The sequence below is a fragment of the Proteiniphilum sp. UBA5463 genome, from assembly GCF_002427225.1.
Classification (GTDB): domain Bacteria; phylum Bacteroidota; class Bacteroidia; order Bacteroidales; family Dysgonomonadaceae; genus Proteiniphilum; species Proteiniphilum propionicum.
This window is the reverse complement of the sequence record NZ_DIQL01000056.1, coordinates 195903-215253: the sequence shown is the minus strand read 5'-3', so window position 1 is coordinate 215253 and position 19351 is coordinate 195903. Positions and strand designations below refer to the sequence as shown.

The 19351-nt window shown below is 43.4% G+C and carries 16 protein-coding genes; 2 read left to right on the top strand and 14 right to left on the bottom strand.

Going from position 1 to position 19351, the window contains the following annotated elements:
* Positions 1–15: 15 nt before the first annotated feature.
* The gene (gene holA, locus B3B27_RS10565) at positions 16–1041 is read right to left on the bottom strand and encodes a DNA polymerase III subunit delta (protein ID WP_238866715.1); all 1026 of its coding nucleotides are present in this window, start codon (positions 1039–1041) and stop codon (positions 16–18) included.
* Positions 1042–1078: 37 nt separating this feature from the next.
* Positions 1079–1855, bottom strand: coding sequence for an AMP nucleosidase (locus B3B27_RS10560; protein WP_238866718.1), 777 nt, complete (start codon positions 1853–1855; stop codon positions 1079–1081).
* Between the two features lie 77 nt (positions 1856–1932).
* Here B3B27_RS10560 and B3B27_RS10555 point away from each other — a divergent pair, with 77 nt between their 5' ends.
* Positions 1933–2397: a type I restriction enzyme HsdR N-terminal domain-containing protein gene (locus B3B27_RS10555; RefSeq protein WP_238866720.1), complete on the top strand. Its 465-nt coding sequence runs from the start codon at positions 1933–1935 to the stop codon at positions 2395–2397.
* Between the two features lie 140 nt (positions 2398–2537).
* On the opposite strand, the gene panB is transcribed toward B3B27_RS10555, so the two are convergent.
* From panB to B3B27_RS10525, 6 genes are all read right to left on the bottom strand, one after another.
* The gene (panB, locus tag B3B27_RS10550; protein ID WP_286847405.1) at positions 2538–3374 is read right to left on the bottom strand and encodes a 3-methyl-2-oxobutanoate hydroxymethyltransferase; all 837 of its coding nucleotides are present in this window, start codon (positions 3372–3374) and stop codon (positions 2538–2540) included.
* 116 nt (positions 3375–3490) lie between these two features.
* A complete protein-coding gene (locus B3B27_RS10545) occupies positions 3491–5047 on the bottom strand; it encodes an OmpP1/FadL family transporter (protein ID WP_238866724.1) in 1557 nt (518 codons plus the stop codon).
* Positions 5048–5243: 196 nt separating this feature from the next.
* Positions 5244–6584 (bottom strand): hypothetical protein, encoded by a 1341-nt coding sequence (locus B3B27_RS10540; RefSeq protein WP_286847404.1) that lies wholly within the window; start codon positions 6582–6584, stop codon positions 5244–5246.
* Between the two features lie 328 nt (positions 6585–6912).
* Positions 6913–7671 (bottom strand): MBL fold metallo-hydrolase, encoded by a 759-nt coding sequence (locus B3B27_RS10535; RefSeq protein ID WP_238866728.1) that lies wholly within the window; start codon positions 7669–7671, stop codon positions 6913–6915.
* Between the two features lie 108 nt (positions 7672–7779).
* The gene (locus tag B3B27_RS10530) at positions 7780–8292 is read right to left on the bottom strand and encodes an SPOR domain-containing protein (RefSeq protein WP_238866730.1); all 513 of its coding nucleotides are present in this window, start codon (positions 8290–8292) and stop codon (positions 7780–7782) included.
* Positions 8293–8571: 279 nt separating this feature from the next.
* Positions 8572–9381 (bottom strand): DUF4382 domain-containing protein, encoded by an 810-nt coding sequence (locus tag B3B27_RS10525; RefSeq protein ID WP_238866732.1) that lies wholly within the window; start codon positions 9379–9381, stop codon positions 8572–8574.
* A gap of 446 nt (positions 9382–9827) precedes the next feature.
* On the opposite strand from B3B27_RS10525, the gene B3B27_RS10520 reads away from it, so the two are divergent.
* Complete coding sequence (locus B3B27_RS10520; protein ID WP_238866734.1) at positions 9828–10436, top strand: hypothetical protein; 609 nt, start codon at positions 9828–9830, stop codon at positions 10434–10436.
* 22 nt (positions 10437–10458) lie between these two features.
* On the opposite strand, the gene gcvP is transcribed toward B3B27_RS10520, so the two are convergent.
* The 6 genes from gcvP to B3B27_RS10490 form a co-directional block, all read right to left on the bottom strand.
* Positions 10459–13308, bottom strand: a complete 2850-nt coding sequence (gcvP, locus tag B3B27_RS10515) for an aminomethyl-transferring glycine dehydrogenase (protein WP_238869476.1) — start codon at positions 13306–13308, stop codon at positions 10459–10461.
* Between the two features lie 94 nt (positions 13309–13402).
* Positions 13403–14056, bottom strand: coding sequence for an MBL fold metallo-hydrolase (locus B3B27_RS10510; protein WP_238866736.1), 654 nt, complete (start codon positions 14054–14056; stop codon positions 13403–13405).
* Between the two features lie 179 nt (positions 14057–14235).
* A complete protein-coding gene (gene rsmG, locus B3B27_RS10505; RefSeq protein ID WP_238866738.1) occupies positions 14236–14856 on the bottom strand; it encodes a 16S rRNA (guanine(527)-N(7))-methyltransferase RsmG in 621 nt (206 codons plus the stop codon).
* Entirely contained in the window at positions 14853–15758 is a 906-nt protein-coding gene (locus B3B27_RS10500) for an RsiV family protein (protein WP_238866740.1), read from the bottom strand. The genes rsmG and B3B27_RS10500 overlap by 4 nt, the downstream gene beginning before the upstream one ends.
* Positions 15759–16234: 476 nt before the next feature.
* On the bottom strand, positions 16235–17701 hold the full coding sequence (locus tag B3B27_RS10495; protein ID WP_286847401.1) for a phytoene desaturase family protein: 1467 nt from the start codon (positions 17699–17701) through the stop codon (positions 16235–16237).
* Between the two features lie 285 nt (positions 17702–17986).
* Positions 17987–19333: a cryptochrome/photolyase family protein gene (locus B3B27_RS10490; protein ID WP_286847398.1), complete on the bottom strand. Its 1347-nt coding sequence runs from the start codon at positions 19331–19333 to the stop codon at positions 17987–17989.
* Between the last annotated feature and the right edge of the window lie 18 nt (positions 19334–19351).

The following is a 19351-nucleotide window of genomic DNA, read 5'->3' as shown; positions in this document are numbered from 1 at the left end:
GATGTGAGATATCTGTCAATGCATGATTTTATATACTAGTTCTTTCATCAACTCGCTCTGCGATGCCGACACGTTGTCTATCCCTTTGGAACGTGCATCATAGGTTCTTAGAAGAGAGATAATCTCCATTACTTTGTTAGCGTTGTAATTTCGTAATCCGGGAATATAATCGCGACGAACAATATAGAGTGACTTTATATTTAGAGCATTCATGATACTCTGTTCATTTTTCTGTGGAAGCCAAAAGCACTCAAGCAGGTTACTGAAATAATTGAATAGAACAGCCACCGTTGCCATCATTGGGTTATCCTTCTGATTTTTGCCGAAATAATCCATAATCCTGTTGGCAACAAGTTTGTTTTTTTCGATAATGGCATTCAGCAATTCGAAATTATTATAGTCCTTGCTGATACCAACATTCTTTTCTATCAGATCCGCTGTAATACGACTTGATCCTTCTGGCAACGAAACCTCCAGCTTCTGGAGCTGCGGAATAAGTTTGCTAATATCGTTACCTGCATAGCCGGCAAGCATCTGGGCCGATTTTTCATCAATTGTGATATCCTTCTCCCTTAGATAGGAAGTGACAAAAGCCGGTATCTGGTTTTCATATAGCTTCTTCGATTCAAATACAACACCTGCCTTTTCAATGCTCTTGGCCACAGACTTTCGCCTGTCAACCGTACCATGTTTGTAGTTAATCACAAGTACGGTGGTGGGCATAGGGTTTTTTGCATAAACCTCCAGGAGCTCAAACCTTTCCAGGTTCTGTGCCTCCTTCACAATAATGAGCTGATGTTCTGCCATCATAGGAAAACGGCGTGCAGTGGCAATGATATTATTTACATCAGAGTCAACGCCGTAAAAGGTAAGCATATTAAAGTCCTTTTCCGTTTCAGTAAGAACAGTTTCAGACAACAACTCTGTCAGCTCATCTATAAAATAGGACTCCTCACCCATAAACAGATAAACAGGACTGAAATTACGTTTCAGAATATCGTTGCGTATAGAATCATAAGAGGATTTGACAGATATAGCCATAATAATAATAATAATAATAAAAATTACCTGATGCAGGTTACCAGTCGAAACGTAAGTGTTTGATAGTGGATCCTTTGTTCATAATAGAAGAAAGCGATTTTATGCCTATCTTAACATGCTCTTCAACGAATTGCTCCGTTATCAGCTGATCGCTTTTTTCTGTCTTCACACCTGTTGAAATAAGAGGTTGATCAGACACAAGCAGAAGTGCTCCTGTGGAAATATGATTGGCGAAACCACATGTAAATAGTGTTGCAGTCTCCATATCTACCGCCATGGCCCGTATTTGCCGCAGATAGTTTTTAAACTCCTCATCATACTCCCATACACGGCGGTTGGTGGTATAAACAGTACCTGTCCAGTAATCGCGGTTAAAATCACGCACATTTGACGAAACTGCCCTAAGCAGGCTAAATGCAGGCAGTGATGGTACTTCCGGAGGAAAATAGTCGTTCGATGTTCCCTCACCACGGATTGCAGCAATGGGCAGGATGTAATCACCCAGGTCGCTCCTCAATTTCAATCCACCGCATTTCCCCAGAAACAAAACAGCCGTAGGTGCTATTGCACTAAGCAGATCCATAACAGTGGCTGCATTAGCACTACCCATACCAAAATTAATGATGGTAATCCCGTTTGCCGACGCGTTAGGCATATTGGCATCTGCTCCCACAATGGGTACATCGAAATAGCGAGCAAAAATCTCCACATATTTCTGAAAATTGGTCAGAAGAATAAATTTCGTGAATTCGTTCAACGGCCGTTTAGTATATCTTGGGAGCCAATTCTCCACAATTTCTTGTTTTGTTCTCATAAAAAAGCGGTAATTTTGTTTTATATGAAACCGTAATGATTAAATCATATGGACCGGTTAGTTAAACAAAGATACAAATGTACGAATTAAATTTACCATCATTTGATGCTAAAATCCGAAAAATCAACAACGGACATCAGATATTCGATCCCCTGCGTAGGAAATATGTGGCACTTACTCCCGAGGAATGGGTACGCCAACACTTTGTACATTATCTGATCACTGAGAAAAACTATCCTGCTTCGCTCATTGCAAACGAAACTGCAATAAAACTTAATTCACTCACGCTACGATGCGATACTGTAATTTATAATAACAATCTTAAGCCGTTGATGATTGTGGAGTATAAAGAGCCTGAAACAACCATCACCCGGGAGGTGTTCGATCAGGCTGCACGATACAGCAGTGTGTTGAGGGTGCCCTATATTGTTGTTTCCAATGGAATGAGACATTACTGTTGCCTGATTGATTATGAAAACCGAGCCTACAGGTACCTTATGGAAATACCTGGCTACAAAGATCTTATAAGTTATAATATTTGAAAAAGAATTATAACGTCTTCATGAATTTCTTTTGCAAATTACAACATCACCTCAGCAGTACACCTAAATGGTGTAATACTCTATGAAATTAAAAACAGTTGTTTAGCTGATTCAAGCTTGATATAGATCAACGATAAAAATCAATAACTCTCATCTTCCGAAGGGAAATCTGATGATTTAACGTCGTTTATGTATTTTTGCACAGCTGTGGTTATATCACCAAACAGATTGGCATAACGGCGCAGGAAACGCGGTGAAAAGCCCTTGTTTAGCCCTAGCATATCGTGCATCACCAAAACCTGACCATCAACGTGCTGACCGGCGCCAATACCAATTACAGGGATAGTGAGTTCAGACGCCACCCTTTTTGCCAATTCGGCAGGTATCTTTTCCAGAACAAGCGAGCAACAACCTGCTTCCTGAAGAAGAAGTGCATCCTCTATGAGCTTTCTGGCCTCATCATCATCCTGTGCACGCACTGCATAAGTCCCGTATTTATTTATTGATTGGGGCATAAGTCCCAGGTGTCCCATAATTGGTATTCCAGCATTCAATATGCCCTTTACCGCCTCAATAATCTCCTTGCCTCCTTCCAGTTTAAGGCAATCGGCCTGAGTCTCCTTCATTATTTTAACAGCGTTGGAGACAGCCTCATACGGGTTTCCCTGATAACTTCCGAAAGGCATATCTATTACCACCATGGCACGTTTTACTGCATTCATCACAGATTTACCGTGATATATCATCTGGTCTACCGTAATAGGAAGTGTGGTAGTGTTTCCAACCATAACATTAGATGCTGAGTCGCCTACAAGAATCACATCAATTCCAGTAAAGTCTATTACTGAAGCCATAGAGTAGTCATACGCCGTGAGCATTGATATTTTTTCTCCCCTCTGCTTCATCTCCAGAAGGCGATGTGTAGTTACTTTTCTCTTTCCACTGGCAGAGAGATAACCTTTTTGTTCTTCTGACATCTGATCTGAATTTTAAATATTGATTTCCAATGGTGCAAAGGTACCTTTTTTTACCGAAAAAGGTAAAAAAAAGCCGGGATTTTATCCCGGCCATCAGTTTAAAGAGATTCAATTATTTAAAACTTATACCCTAATGTTACCAACCCTCTGAAAGAGTTATTTTTTAAGGTAAAGGGAGTTGCGTCAATCACAAGTTCCTCCCTATTTTCCGTATAAAGGTTCGGAAACGGGTAGAGGTCGTCATTCTGGGTCTTGTAAACAAGTGCCAGATCGAGGAAGAAGTTTCTGTTGAAACGATATCCGAAACCGCCGGTAAAATAGTTCGCATCGCCCTCCATCCTGTAAATGGTGTTAGAGCCGGCAACAGCAGCATCGCCACTATTCCTGAATTCGGCCTTGTAAGGATTCTGCATCCATGCATATCCCAATCTGCCTGAGAATTGAGGAGTAAAGCGATATTCCATTCCTGCCTTAACAGTTGACGCAGGCCTGAAATCGACCGAGATATATTCATTATCGATATCATACCAGCTTGATGAAACCGAAGAGTTGGATGGAACAATCAACTTCATCTTACTATAATCAACAAGTTCATAATCCATGCTAACTATGAATCTGTTATCCAAAACGGCTGCAATTCCTGCTACCCATTTTCCAGGAGTCTTCATATCATAATTGTTGGAAAAAATAGCTGAATATGTTACATCGGGTTTATAATTCGGATCTGAAATATAAGCTCCCATATCATCATCAATCTGAGCGCTATATGTTTCAGTAAGTGCATACCATGTGGGTGTATGGTATGCAAGCCCAAGTCTCAATGTATTTGAGGGCCTGTAAATTAAACCTAATTTGGCACTTACTCCCGCGCCACTTGTCTTCAGCCAGTTTGTTAAAGTATATCCGCCATCTTTAAAATCTTCCAGATAATCGGAAACAAGCCTGTAGTATACATCTTTAACAGAGAGTGACAAACCGATGTTCAGAACATAATTGATGGTGGTACCAACAGTGAAATCATAATTATCAATATAGCCGCTCTCAGATGTTCTGATCTCGTTGAGGGCCCTCTCACCCTTTGTATTTACGGGATCGTAATAGGCTCCGTCATTCACTGGATCTATGAGGTATGAGTTATATCCCAGAACAGATAACCAGTTTTGTGTTTCAAACGGATCAGGCAGCTCATCACCCATCTTTAATTTGTCGGGATCAATTCCCGCGCTCCTGTCAGCAATATAATCAATTAATGTGCTGTTTGGACTTCCTAAAGCCGTAACTTTCTTATAGAACGATTTCATCTTATTATAAGAAAACCCAAAATTTATGAGAGGTGTCACATCGTTTCTTAAAGGGAAATAACCCACAAACCCAAGATTGTCGAAATTAAAATGGGTTTTGTTTGCATCGTTACTTCCAACGGTCGATTTCTCATTATACAGACTGAGCGTCCCTACTACCTCCGAACTGCGGTAAACTGCAATACCTGCCGGGTTGATGGAAATTGCTGTCTGATCACCTCCCAGTGCACCAAACGCTCCTCCCATAGATATGGCACGTGCGGTTCCGTGCAGGTCTTCGCGCGAGAACCTTTGTGCATCAACCTCTCCCTGTGCAAGCAGGGATGCCGAAAAAATGAGTAGTGAGAAAAATATATATGTGATTTTTTTCATACGATTTATATATTATATATACAAGATATGGAACTATCGGTAATCATGTTTCAGATATGAATGAATGATTTATATGATTCGTTAATTCTTTTAGCACAATTATTTTTTTAGTATATAAAAGGCTCCCTCATAAATATTACCTCTGCAATTTTCTGAGGCAGCCTTATTTTGTATTTACAGATATATTCTATACTGTTTACCTGCGGTTCCCGCTGGAACGCCCGCTGCTTCCACTTGAGCTCCGGCTACTACCTCCGCTGCTACTGCTGCTTCCACCAAAAGAGCCTGATGATGAGCTTCTGCTTGGAGCAGAATAGCTGGATGAGCTCCTCTCGGATGAACTGCTTCTGGAGGGTGCGGAGTAACTTTCTCTTCTGCTGCTTGTTGAAGAGCTTCTGTTATATGAACTCGAAGGAGCTGATGAGCTTCTCTGATATGTTCTTGAAGGAGTAGTGGCGTTCCTCTCGTATGACCTGCCTGAACTTCTTCCGCTATTGTATTCATTCGACCTGGAAGATTCTGCCGATCTGTTGACTGAGCTCGATCGGGATGTGGTTCCGGAACGGTCTATTACGCGCCCTGTCCTGGAATCGTACATCCTGCCTGAATTGTCAATTATTCTGGTTCTCGGAGCAGTAGATGATCCTCTGTTGTTGAGGGAAGTTGCTGTTCTTCCCGATACGTTACTTCGAGTGGATGTTCCTGAAGATCTGCCCGATACTACACCGCGTGTTGACATGCCGGAATATCTGCCTGAGAGGCCTGCCGTTGCAGAAGATGCCCTGTTAGCTGAGCTTGTTCTGTAAACGCCTGTGCTTCTTCCCGATCGATTTCTGGTCAGGCTGCTATAAAATCCGTCATAAAATCCGTGAGTGTAGCCTCCTCCGTAATACCATGGATCGTACCATCCGCCGCCATAATACCAAGGCGAATACCATCTGTTGTACCATGGGCTGTGCCATCCGTACCACCCGCCGAAACCGTAATACCACGGATCGTACCATCCGCCGTAATACCACGGGCTATACCATCCGCCATAATACCATGGATCATACCAAGGGTAATACCAGCTGTTGTACCATGGATAATAAGAACCCCATCCCATACCAAGGTAAATATTGGTACCCAATCCGCGGTTATTATAACTTTCATATATATCATCACCTACATATACAATAACTTCATCGGCACCTGTTATTTTGATGCTTGATTCCGGATCGTGAAAACGAACAATCCTATCTGTATATTCATAAGCTTCATATTCGCCGGAACTATCTGTATCTGCAGGCTCACCGTTATTATAACTGCCTCGGCGATTGTATTCGTCTATATCTCTGCCGTTAGCTGTCACATCCATATTAGATGCCTTACCCTGAACAATCACTACTTTCTTTTTCTGTTGCTCCTTTTTCTCTTTTTGAACCTTTACCGGTTCATTCTGAGCAGGATCGGCATAAATATCATCCCATTCCTGGGCGAAACCAAAGAAGGGTACTGCGACCAGCAAAACCGCGAGCATTATTTTTTTAGCTTTCATAGTTTCCCCTTTTTTATATTTGTTTGTAAATAATTTTTATCTCTCACATTCTGAGACTAAAATTCATCTTAATAGTTTAATAGATAAATAATTTTTTTCGATGTTGTTTTAAAGTCCCGGAATTATCAATTTCATAGTTCAGCAATTTGAAAGAGGCGACTCTTAAGAACTTTTATCAATATATCCCTCACTAATTTTTAAGATGTGAACAGTGATAAAACGTTGCATGGAAACAGGTTAAAAAAACAAAAACACTCACCTGTAAAATTACAGTTTCTGCTCACCTGCATGGTTGTAAGTTGTCATTTTAATAACAAGTTGTACTTTATCAGATCATGACTTCCAACCCATCGTATGCAAAGAAAATGTTGGATGGTAGATCGCGCTCAACTTCCGCATGCAGTCCCATTTCATGACTCATATGTGTAAAAAAAGTGCTCCTTGCACCTGTACTCTTAGCTATCTCCAAAGCCTGCTCCAACGTAAGATGAGAAACGTGTTCCTTCTTCCTAAGTGCACTTATAACAAGCATATCCAATCCCTGAAGTTTTTCATATTCCGGTTCGGGAATTGTTCTCACATCTGTCAGGTAAGCAAAATTGTGAATACGAAACCCCAGAATTGGCAACTTGTGATGCATCACACGGATTGGAGTCACTTTTACATCTCCAATGTAAAAATCCTCATTATAATTAATTCTCCCTATTGTAATATCAGGCACACCGCCATATTTATGTTGTGTGAAGCAGTAGGGCATTCTATCCCTGATGGTATTCTCAAGATGCTCTTCCATATAAAGATTCACAGATCCGAAAACTGAGTATGGCCTAAGGTCGTCAATTCCCCCTACATGATCGTAATGTTCATGAGTGATAAGGAGGCCATCGATTTTCCCAAAAGGGAGGGGTAGCATCTGCTGCCTGAAATCGGGTGTACAGTCAATCACAATTACCTTGCCATCTACCTCAATCCACACGGATGCTCTAAGCCTCTTATCGCGTAAATCGGATGATCTGCAAACCTTGCACTTGCAACCAATTTGTGGAACACCGGTTGAGGTTCCAGTACCTAAAAATATAACTCTCATATAATTATCACACAAAAAGCTACCACATTATAGAAAATAACGGGCAGCTTTTATTTATACATTGTCAGAACAAAGCCGGCAGATAAGCGTAGGTCCTATGGCTTAAGATTAGTACTCTCTTTCCAGAATCCAGAGATCATTGAAAGGGACCCCATAGGTTCTTCTCAGATAATCGGTGCTTCCTTTTGCAGAATAAGTACTGTAAATCTCGTCACGCCTGGCTGCTGCCTGATCCTTATTGTCATAACTGGCAACGATTACACGGTACATTCCCTGTTCATTTTGAGCCAGAATCACGTTATAACCTTCGTTTTCCATACGTGCCTTCAGTGATTCGGCATTCAGCTTCACGCTTAATGAGGCAATTACCACACTAAATTTTTTCAATCCTGCAGCATCGGTCGGGTAAACAGGTTCTACTTTTTCTTTTCTTACCGAAACCTCCACTGGAGGAAGAGGGCTAGCATCTTTTACAACCACTGCGGGCTGAGATGCAGTCTGCTGCATTTCTCTCTCTTTTGCGGCCTCATAAACTTGCTTATAAGCACTTTGTTTAGGTTTGCAGGATGTTCCTAAAACCAGCAGGGCGGCTAAAACCAATGCGAAATGGAATCTTTTCATTCGTGTTCAGTATTTGTTAATTGTTCACTACTTATAGTCGTTTCTCTTGATGGCATACTGGCAAGTCAACTTGTTTTCTGCACATTGCTTTACGTTATTATTTATACAAAGATAATAAAGATGCCGCTTATTGTACATTTGTGATTGTGAAAATAATTTAAATAGAGCCACCAGGTGGCTCCATTTAATCATTTCAGCATGTATTTAATATTTACACTCCTCATTCCTGTTCTTTTCGTAATGGAATATCTCCTAAGTTAAGCATCTCTGGCAATGAAGTCAGACAGGTTTCAATCGAACTGGTTTAGGCCTTATTTCAGTTATTTGTCCCTGAACAATGGTGTCGGTGAAAACCGTATCACGGTAGTTAGCCAGTGGATTAGCGATCATATGTACCTCCCATGTCCCTTCTGCCAGGCCTGTAAACATAAACATACCATCTGCTTCGGGAAGTGTCATGAAAGTATCTGTATCATGCACCACAGCTATGAATGCAGCAGCTTCAACTGGTTCCACAAATCCACGCAACTTACCTCCGAATGTTTCAGAAAATGCCCTTGCCACTGGATATATAAAATAGTTTCCGTTCAATTCACGTACAGACAGAGAGGCGTTTACATCAATAACAATACTGGATATTATATTTGCATAGAGCTCTGCATTAACATTATCTATAATTATCCCTTCCCTTATTTCGGGTGGCAGCTGCAGCGATATTGACTGTGAAGTATTGGAAATCATCCTGCTATTACTTCCGGGTATAAGTTTTATTTTTTGAAGTACTCCCCCCGCAGGAATGTACTGTTCCGCAAGCAAGACAGTTCTGCCGTTCATCAGTTTAAACAAGTTGTATTCACTTCCCTGAAAGCTGACAGGTATCCATTCGCCTTTACTGTTTTTAGAATCGTTGACAAACACCTCTATCCCATTTATATCAAGATAAAGCTCTTTAATGACAGGAGAAGCAGCATCAGTAAGCTTGATTCGCAGCCATGCGGCATTCTCACCGGGGTCATTATTCTGACAAGCAGTGATAAGCAGCAGTAAAAGAGCAACCAACAAACTATTTTTAATTGCGTTAAACAGCATAAGAAGTTGTTTATTTAAACATTTATAAAACACAAAGGTAAATAAATTCACTATCAGGAAGCAAAAAAAAAAACTATAGTACCCCCAATTAGGCAAATTTAATACATTATACGATATGGAGTCGATGTTTTTGTTTAAAAAACCTATATAAAACTTACCGGGAAAGTTGCACTTCTAAATTGAACTTAGCCTATATATCAGTAAATTAAATGTATTTTCAAATTATCTGGTTAGAAAATGCGGGAATTTCAGATATAAACAAACAAAAGCTTTTCTAATATGTTATATATTCAGTTTTCACATATGTTGGTGTTACCGCAAATCATTTCACTGGCAATGTTTTGGGTCAGATGTAAGAAGGCAATAGATGAAATAGCAGAACGTTTTTCATTTGACAGTAGCATTAAAGCATAGTTAAACACCTTATATTTAGATATATATATCGTATGAGTAAATTAGTACTTTACCTGATTACTGTTTTTTCGATACTTTCCTTTTCAGTTGCATGCAACCGGCAGCAAAAAAGCAAAAGTCATCTTGACTCACCCGGATCAACTGCCGGGGTAATATCTGACAACCCTGCTGTTAAAGAACGTATCGCTATGGAAATGCATGAAAAGCTAATGACCTATTTTAGTCCTGACTGGATGGAAAGAGAGTCGGATCCCGATCTTTATCCCGATTACTACGGTGGCTCATTTATTGACAACAGCGGCACTTTTGTTATTGCCGTAACAGCAAACAGAGAGGAGAGCAGGGAGAGGCTTTCAAAGGTTCTTGGTTCTGACGATTTCAAAATAGAGGTTGTTCAATATTCCTACCGGCAGATGATGCAGGTAATGGACAAAATTGATGAATTTCTTGTAAACAAATCTATTCCCGAAGATCATCCCGTGATGGTGCATTTTGCAGGAGCCTATCCCGATGTTATGATAAACCGCGTAAAAGTAATTCTTACGGAAGTGAATGATCAGGTAATAAATAGATTCAAAAAAGACATTTCCAACTCTCCACTTGTGGTTTTCGAGAAAGGGGAAATGCCTTCTTTAATGTAGTTTGCACTGTTATCACTTAACCTCAGCCCAGACAGAGGCAAGGGACAAGATTTCTGTCGCCGTAGGCATTATCCACACGTGCTACATTTACCCAGAATTTGTTCTCAGCAACAAACGGCAATGGATATGCAGCCTTACTCCTTGAGTAAGCATGCTTCCATTCATCGGCCACCACCTCGTATTCAGGATGTGGAGCATTCACAAGTACATTATCCTCCGGGCTATACTCACCGCGTGATACTTCCAATACTTCAGTGTGGATCTGCAGCATAGCCTCCACAAACCGGTCCAGCTCCGACAGGCTTTCACTTTCTGTAGGCTCCACCATAAGTGTTCCATGCACCGGAAACGAGAGCGTAGGGGCATGATAACCATAGTCGATAAGTCGCTTGGCTATATCAGTCTCGGTTATCCCTGATATCTCTTTCAGGCCCCGACAGTCAAGAATAAGCTCGTGTCCTACCCTTCCCTGTGCTCCGCGATATACAATTCCATATATATCGTTCAACCGTTCGGCCAGGTAATTTGCATTTAAAATTGCAGCTTCTGTGGCCTCCTTCAGACCGTCTGCACCCATCATACGAATATATGCATATGTGATTTCAAGTACGCCTGCACTGCCGTAAGGTGCTGCAGAAACCGTATTTGTATCTGATTGAAACATCACCGGATGGCCAGGAAGGAACTGAACCAGGTGTTCAGCCACGCATATAGGCCCCACCCCTGGTCCGCCTCCACCGTGTGGAATTGCAAAAGTCTTATGCAGATTGAGGTGGCATACATCTGCACCTATAGTACCCGGGTTGGTGAGTCCAACCTGAGCGTTCATATTGGCACCGTCCATATATACCTGTCCACCTGCTTCGTGAATAAGACGGCACATCTCTCTTATCTCAGTCTCAAATATTCCATGGGTAGAAGGATAGGTGATCATATATGCAGCCAGCTCATCTTTATATTGTTCAACCTTTTGGCGCAAGTCGTCCATATCAACGTTCCCTTTCGGATCACTTGCAACCGTAACCGGTATGAAACCGGCCTGTACCGAGCTGGCAGGGTTTGTACCGTGTGCCGAAGCAGGGATAAGCACCACCTTACGGTGCCCCTCGCCAATACTTTCAAGATAAGCAGCAATAGTAATCAGTCCCGTGTATTCTCCGGCAGCTCCGGAATTTGGCTGAAGGCTTGTAGCAGCAAACCCGGTGATCTCTGAGAGCATCCTCTCCAGCTCCTCAATTATCTGTATATATCCACCCGCCTGTTCTACAGGGGCATAGGGATGAATACGCTGAAGTTCGGTAAAGCCCAAGGGCAGCATCTCAGAGGCAGCGTTCAGCTTCATCGTACATGATCCGAGTGAGATCATGGAGTGTGCCAGAGAGATGTCTTTCCTTTCCAGCCTTTTAATGTAGCGCATAAGCTCTGTCTCTGTATGGTAACTGTTAAAGGTAGGATGAGCAAGGAACTCCGAACTTCTGAGCTGCTCAGCTTTCAGGGTTATTTTTTCCGGCAGTTCATCTATCATAAACACTTTTGAGCTTCCTGCAGCCATTGCGAACACAGCCAGCAGTTCATGCACACGGTAACTGTTTGTAGTTTCATCAATACTGATACCTATCTCCCCGCCTTTGAAGTAACGCAGGTTGATTGCTCTCATTTCGGCGTTATCACGAATATCCTGTGACGTGATGCCTTCGGGCAGGCCAACCTTTAGTGTATCAAAATATGTTTCATTGAGTTGTGTATATCCCATTGACACGAGCTCATCACTCACATGTGAAGTTGTTGAATGAATGCGGCGGGCAATCTTTTTTAACCCCTCCGGCCCATGATAAACGGCATAAAACGACGACATTGTAGCCAGAAGAGCCTGGGCCGTGCATATGTTCGAGGTTGCCTTTTCCCTTTTTATATGCTGCTCACGCGTCTGGAGCGCCAAGCGCAGGGCCTCTTTCCCATAGACATCTTTTGATATTCCGATAATACGTCCCGGGATGGAGCGTTTATATTCATTTCTGGTAGCAAAAAAGGCAGCTGAAGGCCCCCCGTAGAACATTGGAATACCAAAACGCTGACTGCTGCCAAAGGCAATATCAGCACCCCATTCTCCCGGAGGAGTAATCATCACAAGTGCCATCAGGTCGGTAGCCACAGCAACCATGCAATCGGCAGCGTGTGCCTTTTCCACAAACGTACGGTAATCATCCACGTTCCCATTGCTGTTTGGGTACTGAATTATAGCGCCAAAGAAAGATTTTTCTAAAGAGACAGTTCTGAAATCGCCAGTAACTATCTCAATACCTCTATATTTCATTCGCGTTTTTAGCACGGCAAGAGTTTGCGGGAAGATATTTTCATCGACGAAGAGTGTATCTGCATTATTCCTGACCTGGCCGCGGCTTCGTAATGAATGCATCATAGTAGCTGCTTCTGCGGCTGCAGTAGCCTCATCAAGCAACGAACAGTTTGAGAGCGGTAATGCCGTTAGTTCACTTACCATTGTCTGAAAGTTGAGCAGTGCTTCCAGGCGGCCCTGTGATATCTCAGCCTGATAAGGTGTGTATGAGGTGTACCAAACGGGGTTTTCAAACACATTGCGGTATATAGCCGCAGGAGTAACAGTATCATACCATCCCATACCGATGTAAGATGTGAAAATACGGTTTTGAGATGCTATCTGAGCAATCTCTTCGGCATACTCCGCTTCCGATAGAGCCTTGGGCAGCGACAGAGGCTCCGCCAAACGTATATCCGAGGGAATTGCCTGATTTATAAGTTCTTCCATAGACGACAATCCTATTACTCCCAACATCTTTTTTTTATCGGCCTCATTGATACCGATATGGCGGTTTTTAAATTGTTCCATTTCCATCATAATGAAATATACAGGTAAAATCTGTTTTTATATTATTGTTTATTATTAATAATTCTCGCTTCATGCAATAAATTAATTTTCACTTAAGGTGTCAGGTTGCAATTCCTGCAAAAGAGTTGTTCTTTTTTTCGAACCCTATTGTAGTAGCAGGCCCGTGACCGCAATAGACGACTGTTTCGTCAGGCAGCGAGAATAGTTTTGAATGAATACTATCAAGAAGCTCGTCATAACTGCCCCCGGGGAGATCGGTACGTCCAATGCTTGTGTAAAAGAGAGCATCTCCGCTGAAGACGCATCCTGCATCTTCACTGTAGAACACTACACTACCGGGTGAATGGCCTGGTGTATGTATCACCTTCAGTGATTGATTTCCAAAAGCGATAATATCCTGGTCATTAAGGTAATTTCCAATTTCAGGTTTATAATTTGAGTTTGAGTTAGGAATTCCAAACAGTCGTAATTGTCCTGGTATATCATTAAGCAAAAATTCATCAGCTTTGTGACACTCAAGAGTGAGTTCAAACTGTGAAGCAAGTGTGTTTACACCGAAAATATGATCGAAATGTAGATGTGTGTTCAGCAGGTGTTTTACCACAAAGTCATGGTCGAAAAGATAATTAAGCAATATCTCCTTCTCATCAGCATAAAAACAGGCTGCATCAATTACTACGCACTCTTTTGTTTCGTCTGACAAAACGTATGTATTCACTCCCAGTGGATTAAATTCGAATGTTTTTATCTTCATACAAATAAGATCAATATCCGTTCAATTCTCAAAGCGAAATTCTTACCACAAATATAAAGCTTTCTTTTGAATTTACCGGTTTTAAGCTAAAGATAAAATATTCAACATGTAGGGAAGGGCGCTTTTGCTTTTTGTACAGTATTTCAACCTGTGATGATTAAAGAAAGATAAAACATTCATCAGATAGGGACATATACCAATTTCTTCGTTTCAAAAAAAGGCTCTGAAAAATAGTCAGAAAGAGAGACTACTTCTGCAATCCTTTTAAAAGGGTGCAGTTCGGCTGTCAGGTCGCCACCTTTCAGGGAAAAGGCCCCGTTAGGAAGTGCATTTATATGTTCTTTGGAGATATTTTTGCGTGTAAGCCTTATAAGTTCCGGCAACGGCATCACTGCGCGGCTCACGATATAATGGAACTTCCGTTTCTCATCTTCAACCCGCGAATGTATGACATCTACATTTGCTAATCCCAACGACTTTGATACTTCGGCCGCCACCCTGATCTTTTTTCCTATACTGTCGAGAAGTAAAAATTGCACATCCGGGAAAAGAATGGCCAGTGGTATTCCCGGGAAACCTCCTCCAGTGCCCACATCCATAATGAACGTACCAGGTGCGAAGGATGTGTATCTGGCAATGGCCAGTGAATGCAACACATGATGCAGATAGAGATTATCAATATCTTTGCGGGATATCACATTAATCTTGGCGTTCCAGTCAGAATAGAGCCCGAAAAGAGCATCAAACTGTTTTTTCTGATTATCTGCAAGATACGGGAAATAGGCCTCAATAATCTTCACTGTAATCCGGCTAATTTATAAGCTATGCTGTTTTCTCTCAACAGTGACCGTATCAAACTGTAGGGAATAAATACCTGAGGTGCATCAAGCTGGTAAGCTGAATACTCCCCCTTGTTGTATGTATAAATAATCCCTTTGTCATTCAACAGGAAATTTTTGTTAGGAACAATTTCAAGGACACCAAAATAGCCCAGATCTTCCAGTTCCTCCACCGTTTTAACGTTGTTCTTATCCAGTAACGAAGCAATGATAAGGCTTTGCAATGCAATATCGTACCCGGCATTGAATATTTCGTTTTCGGTCACCTGTTGTCCCGTATTAAGATTAATCACGTAATTGCGATACGAATCGTACGATGTTGATCCCCCCTTGTTGTTTGACTGTCTTACCTGAAAGGCAAGCACTCCTGATCGATTAAATACGATTGAATCGGAAAGGCTTTCATAGTATGAGTAAAAAACATCTTCCGGGAAGTGTTCACTTTCTAAGAGGTCAATGCCTGGAATCAGGGTATTCATCTCCAACATATCAATCGCAGACTCCCGGTAGGTAGTTGCATCGTAGTTATAATTTTCGATATAATTATTCACATAGGCTTTAACCGCTTCTGCAGGTGCCAGCGAGTCATACGGTTGACCCAGCATGCTTTTGACAAAAAAACGCTGCAGGGTATCAAGACTTGCCTTACCGCTATTCACAGGGTAAACAAACTCCACCCTTATGTCGCAGTATGGTTTGGTTGTGTCTTCTTCCAGATAGCTGCGTTCAGCCACCATGATTGTGTCAAATCCGACACTGTTTTCAGTTTTGAACATGCTCCTTCCATTGTTGTTGCAAGAGAAAAACAATAACACTGCCATAACAGGCAGCAGGAAAACCTGCATGATATTTCGTTCCTCCATTGAGAAATATTTTATTATAATTGATACAAAATTACACTTTTTATCCGGATTATTAATTTATCATCCGATGAAAAATTGTTTTATTATTAATAACTGTGCAGGCAGGGGGCATACCTCCCCTATCATTTCTCCTTACGTACTGTTCTGCATAAAGCAGTTAAACTTGTTTTCATCCTCTACTCGTCCGGTTTACTTTAAAAACAGGTCCAGAATCAAGGAGAATTGCAGTAGTACGCTACCGTTTACAATGTCTGTATCAAATATATATCCAAATGCATTCACCAATACACCTATCATTATCCTTTCCGGGAAACGGGTATTTTTAATAATGCAATGGTCGAAACCGGCGTTCACCTTTACAAGCATACATCAGGTGCATTCACAATTCTGTCTATTAAGCCGCTCAATCTCTTGCGTTGTTAAATTCCTTAGTACCTGGATGATTCTAATTTTTGCACCAAAAATACAAAAAGAAATCAACAACTAAGTATCCGCCTGCAGACCATCTCGGCGCTGATTACCGCCATGGGGAGTCCCGCCCCGGGTGTGGTGGAAGCGCCCACGTAAAAGAGGTTTCCATACTCCTCATCGAAGTTCTTCGGACGGAGGCCGCCGATCTGACTTAGGCGGTGCGACAGCCCCAGTCCGCTCCCCATGTAGAGGTTGAACTGCTTCTCCCACTCCTGCGGGGTGTAGATGGTGCGTGTGACTATGTGGGGCATGATGTCTATGCCGATTCTTTTGGATAAGTCGGCCAGAATACTGTCGGCAATCTCGTCACGGTCGCTCCAGTCGGGCTTGTACTGCAGGTTGGGCACGGGACATATAAAGAAGAGGCTCTCGCATCCCTCCGGTGCGCATCCGGGGTTATGCTTTGAGATGGCGTTCACGTAGAAGTAAGGTTTCTGCAGCGAGTCGGGGTCCTTTAGTACGTTATGGGCATATGTCTCGAAGTTGGAGCCAAGGAAGTAGTTGTGCAGGTCGAGGCCCGGCAGCTTACGGTCGATACCGACATAGGCAGTAAGGTAGCCCATGGTCCACTCCATCTTTTGCAGCTTCGTCTCGGAGTACTTCTTCCTATGCAGCACGCGTCCCCGGAAGAGCGCCGCATCGGCGTTGACCAGGAAGATATCGGCTTCGTAGTGATTGCCCTCGCTGTCGGTAAGGCGTGTTATGCGGTCACACTCCACCTCTGCCGCGGTGACCTCGGTTTTAAAGAGGAAGGTGGCGCCTCGCTGTTTCAGCACATCTACTATCCCCTCCACTATCCGATACATGCCGCCCTCCACGTTGTGGTAGCCATCGTGCCGGAACTCGGTGTATGAGAGCAGGCTGTAGATAGCCATAGTGTCGAAAGGGGTGCGTCCCAGGAAAAATGCCACCAGCGAGACGATCTGCCGTGCCTCCTGTGAGTCGAAGTACTCCTTAACATGTTGCCAGAACATCTTCATCAGTACGGGGATATGCACCGGGTTGACCTTCATCAGGGCGACGAAGTAGTCGAGGTAATTGTCGAAATTACTACGGATTACAATGTCGAAGGTGTCGTGGAAGAGGACGCCCGACTTCTTAAGGTAGCGCTCCATCTTCGCCTCGAAACCGGGTTCGATGTCGCGGAACTGCTCTGCCAGCTTCCTGATATCCTTGTAGAGGCGGAAGTTGCGCCCATCGGCGAAGTGCACCGAATAGAGCGGATCCAGCTCCACGAATCGGAAGGGCATCTCCACACCGCAGAGCTTCAAAAAGTCGGTAAAGACGTAAGACATGCTGAAGAAGCTGGGACCGGTGTCGAAGGTGAACCCATCCTTCTCGATGCGGTTAAGCCTTCCTCCGGGGCAACTGTTCTTCTCGAGGAAATGCACATCGTATCCCTTGCTTTGCAGCAGCAGTCCGCTAGCGAGGCCACCAAGCCCCGTGCCGGTGATGATCACTTTCTTTTTCATTTTATATGGTTTGCTTCCAGGTTGCCATGTCACTGTTCAGGTAAGCCCGGTAGATGGCCTCCTTCTCTCCTGCTGTTACAAGAACGGAGCAGAGGGTAAAAATTAACAGAAAAACAACTAAAAGCTTCAAAATATGAACTTTAAATTTTTAAACATCAAACTATGAGTCCTCTCCGAAAACCTCAAAACCCAATTTTATCGGTTTGTAACTTATTGAATATCAACGATCATCTTATGAAATTTTCAAGAAAAAAGACTTATCGGAGGAGACTCAACTATGGGCCATTAAACGTTATATCGTTCCAGTGCCCGTTGTCGGGCGAAAGTGTGTCCGATCACCGGTGCGGGGTATTGTGGCGTTCCCAGCTCAGGGATCCAGCGACGGATATACTCTTGTCGTGGATCGAACCGTTTCTGTTGTTCCGCTGGATTAAAGATCCGGAACCAGGGCGCAGCATCGCATCCGGTACCGGCCACCCACTGCCAGTTACCGTTGTTGGCCGCCAGATCGTAGTCGAGCAATTTCTCCGCGAATCGGGACTCACCCCACCTCCAGTCGATGAGCAGGTGCTTGGTGAGAAAGCTGGCGGTAATCATCCGCACCCGGTTGTGCATGAATCCGGTAGCGTTCAACTCCCGCATACCCGCATCTACCAGCGGGTAGCCGGTGTTGCCATTGCACCAGAGGTAGAAATCCTCCTCGTTGTTCTCCCAGAGGACCGCCTCGTACTTCTTCCGGAAAGGCCCTTCCGTTACATAAGGGAAGTGCCAGAGTACCTGCATGAAAAATTCACGCCATATCAGTTCCTTCAGGTAGGCCTCGTTGAGTAGCGAGGCGCGCAGTACCAGTCGGCGGATGCTGACAGTGCCAAATCGCAGGTGCACACCCATGCGTGTTACACCATCCTGCAGCGCCGGAAAGTCGCGTGTGCGATCGTAGGTTGCGATCACTCCGTCGTCTGCCTCAGCAGGAGGAAAGCAGAAACCGGGATCATGGAACCCGGTCTCCTCTATTGACAGCACCGGAGGAATCTCATGCAACAGGTTGTCCAGCATTTCTTCCGAAGGATAGAATACCTGTTCCCCTACATGATACTTCAGCAGCCAGGCACGGGAGTAAGGCGTATAGACGATGTAAGGCTTACCCGCAGCGGTGAGGATATCCTCTTTATGGAAGATTACCTGGTCCTTGTATTGTCGGAACGGCACCCCTCTTCGCGCAAGTAGCTGTTCCACCTTTCGGTCGCGCGTGATGGCATAGGGTTCGTAGTCCTCGTTGCAGCAGACCGCCCCAATTTGGTAATCGGCCAGCAGCTTTTCGAAGATCTCTTCCGGCTTGCCCTGCAGACAGAGTACACCGGAGTTGTATTGTTGTCGCAGCCGCCTGTTCATCTTCTCAATCGCAGAAAAGATAAAGGCAACCCTACGGTCCTCTTTCTCCCTGAGTGCACCCAGTATCTCAGTGTCGAAGATAAAAAGCAGCAGCACCGGGCAACCGGAACGCAGTGCCTGCCAGAGGGCATGGTTGTCTTCCAGCCTAAGGTCGCGCCGCATCCAGCAGACGGTCACCGGATTTTCCTTTCGAGTACTTTTTATTACCGCATCAGCCAGTTTTGTTATTTTTTCGGACATCTATGTTTAATTAAATAT

Bases quoted from the DNA above. Each gene is read 5' to 3' on its own strand.
- holA (WP_238866715.1), bottom strand. From the start codon at position 1,041: ATGGCTATATCTGTCAAATCCTCTTATGATTCTATACGCAACGATATT.
- B3B27_RS10560 (WP_238866718.1), bottom strand. From the start codon at position 1,855: ATGAGAACAAAACAAGAAATTGTGGAGAATTGGCTCCCAAGATATACT.
- B3B27_RS10555 (WP_238866720.1), top strand. From the start codon at position 1,933: ATGTACGAATTAAATTTACCATCATTTGATGCTAAAATCCGAAAAATC.
- panB (WP_286847405.1), bottom strand. From the start codon at position 3,374: ATGTCAGAAGAACAAAAAGGTTATCTCTCTGCCAGTGGAAAGAGAAAA.
- B3B27_RS10545 (WP_238866724.1), bottom strand. From the start codon at position 5,047: ATGAAAAAAATCACATATATATTTTTCTCACTACTCATTTTTTCGGCA.
- B3B27_RS10540 (WP_286847404.1), bottom strand. From the start codon at position 6,584: ATGAAAGCTAAAAAAATAATGCTCGCGGTTTTGCTGGTCGCAGTACCC.
- B3B27_RS10535 (WP_238866728.1), bottom strand. From the start codon at position 7,671: ATGAGAGTTATATTTTTAGGTACTGGAACCTCAACCGGTGTTCCACAA.
- B3B27_RS10530 (WP_238866730.1), bottom strand. From the start codon at position 8,292: ATGAAAAGATTCCATTTCGCATTGGTTTTAGCCGCCCTGCTGGTTTTA.
- B3B27_RS10525 (WP_238866732.1), bottom strand. From the start codon at position 9,381: ATGCTGTTTAACGCAATTAAAAATAGTTTGTTGGTTGCTCTTTTACTG.
- B3B27_RS10520 (WP_238866734.1), top strand. From the start codon at position 9,828: ATGAGTAAATTAGTACTTTACCTGATTACTGTTTTTTCGATACTTTCC.
- gcvP (WP_238869476.1), bottom strand. From the start codon at position 13,308: ATGGAAATGGAACAATTTAAAAACCGCCATATCGGTATCAATGAGGCC.
- B3B27_RS10510 (WP_238866736.1), bottom strand. From the start codon at position 14,056: ATGAAGATAAAAACATTCGAATTTAATCCACTGGGAGTGAATACATAC.
- B3B27_RS10500 (WP_238866740.1), bottom strand. From the start codon at position 15,758: ATGGAGGAACGAAATATCATGCAGGTTTTCCTGCTGCCTGTTATGGCA.
- B3B27_RS10495 (WP_286847401.1), bottom strand. From the start codon at position 17,701: ATGAAAAAGAAAGTGATCATCACCGGCACGGGGCTTGGTGGCCTCGCT.
- B3B27_RS10490 (WP_286847398.1), bottom strand. From the start codon at position 19,333: ATGTCCGAAAAAATAACAAAACTGGCTGATGCGGTAATAAAAAGTACT.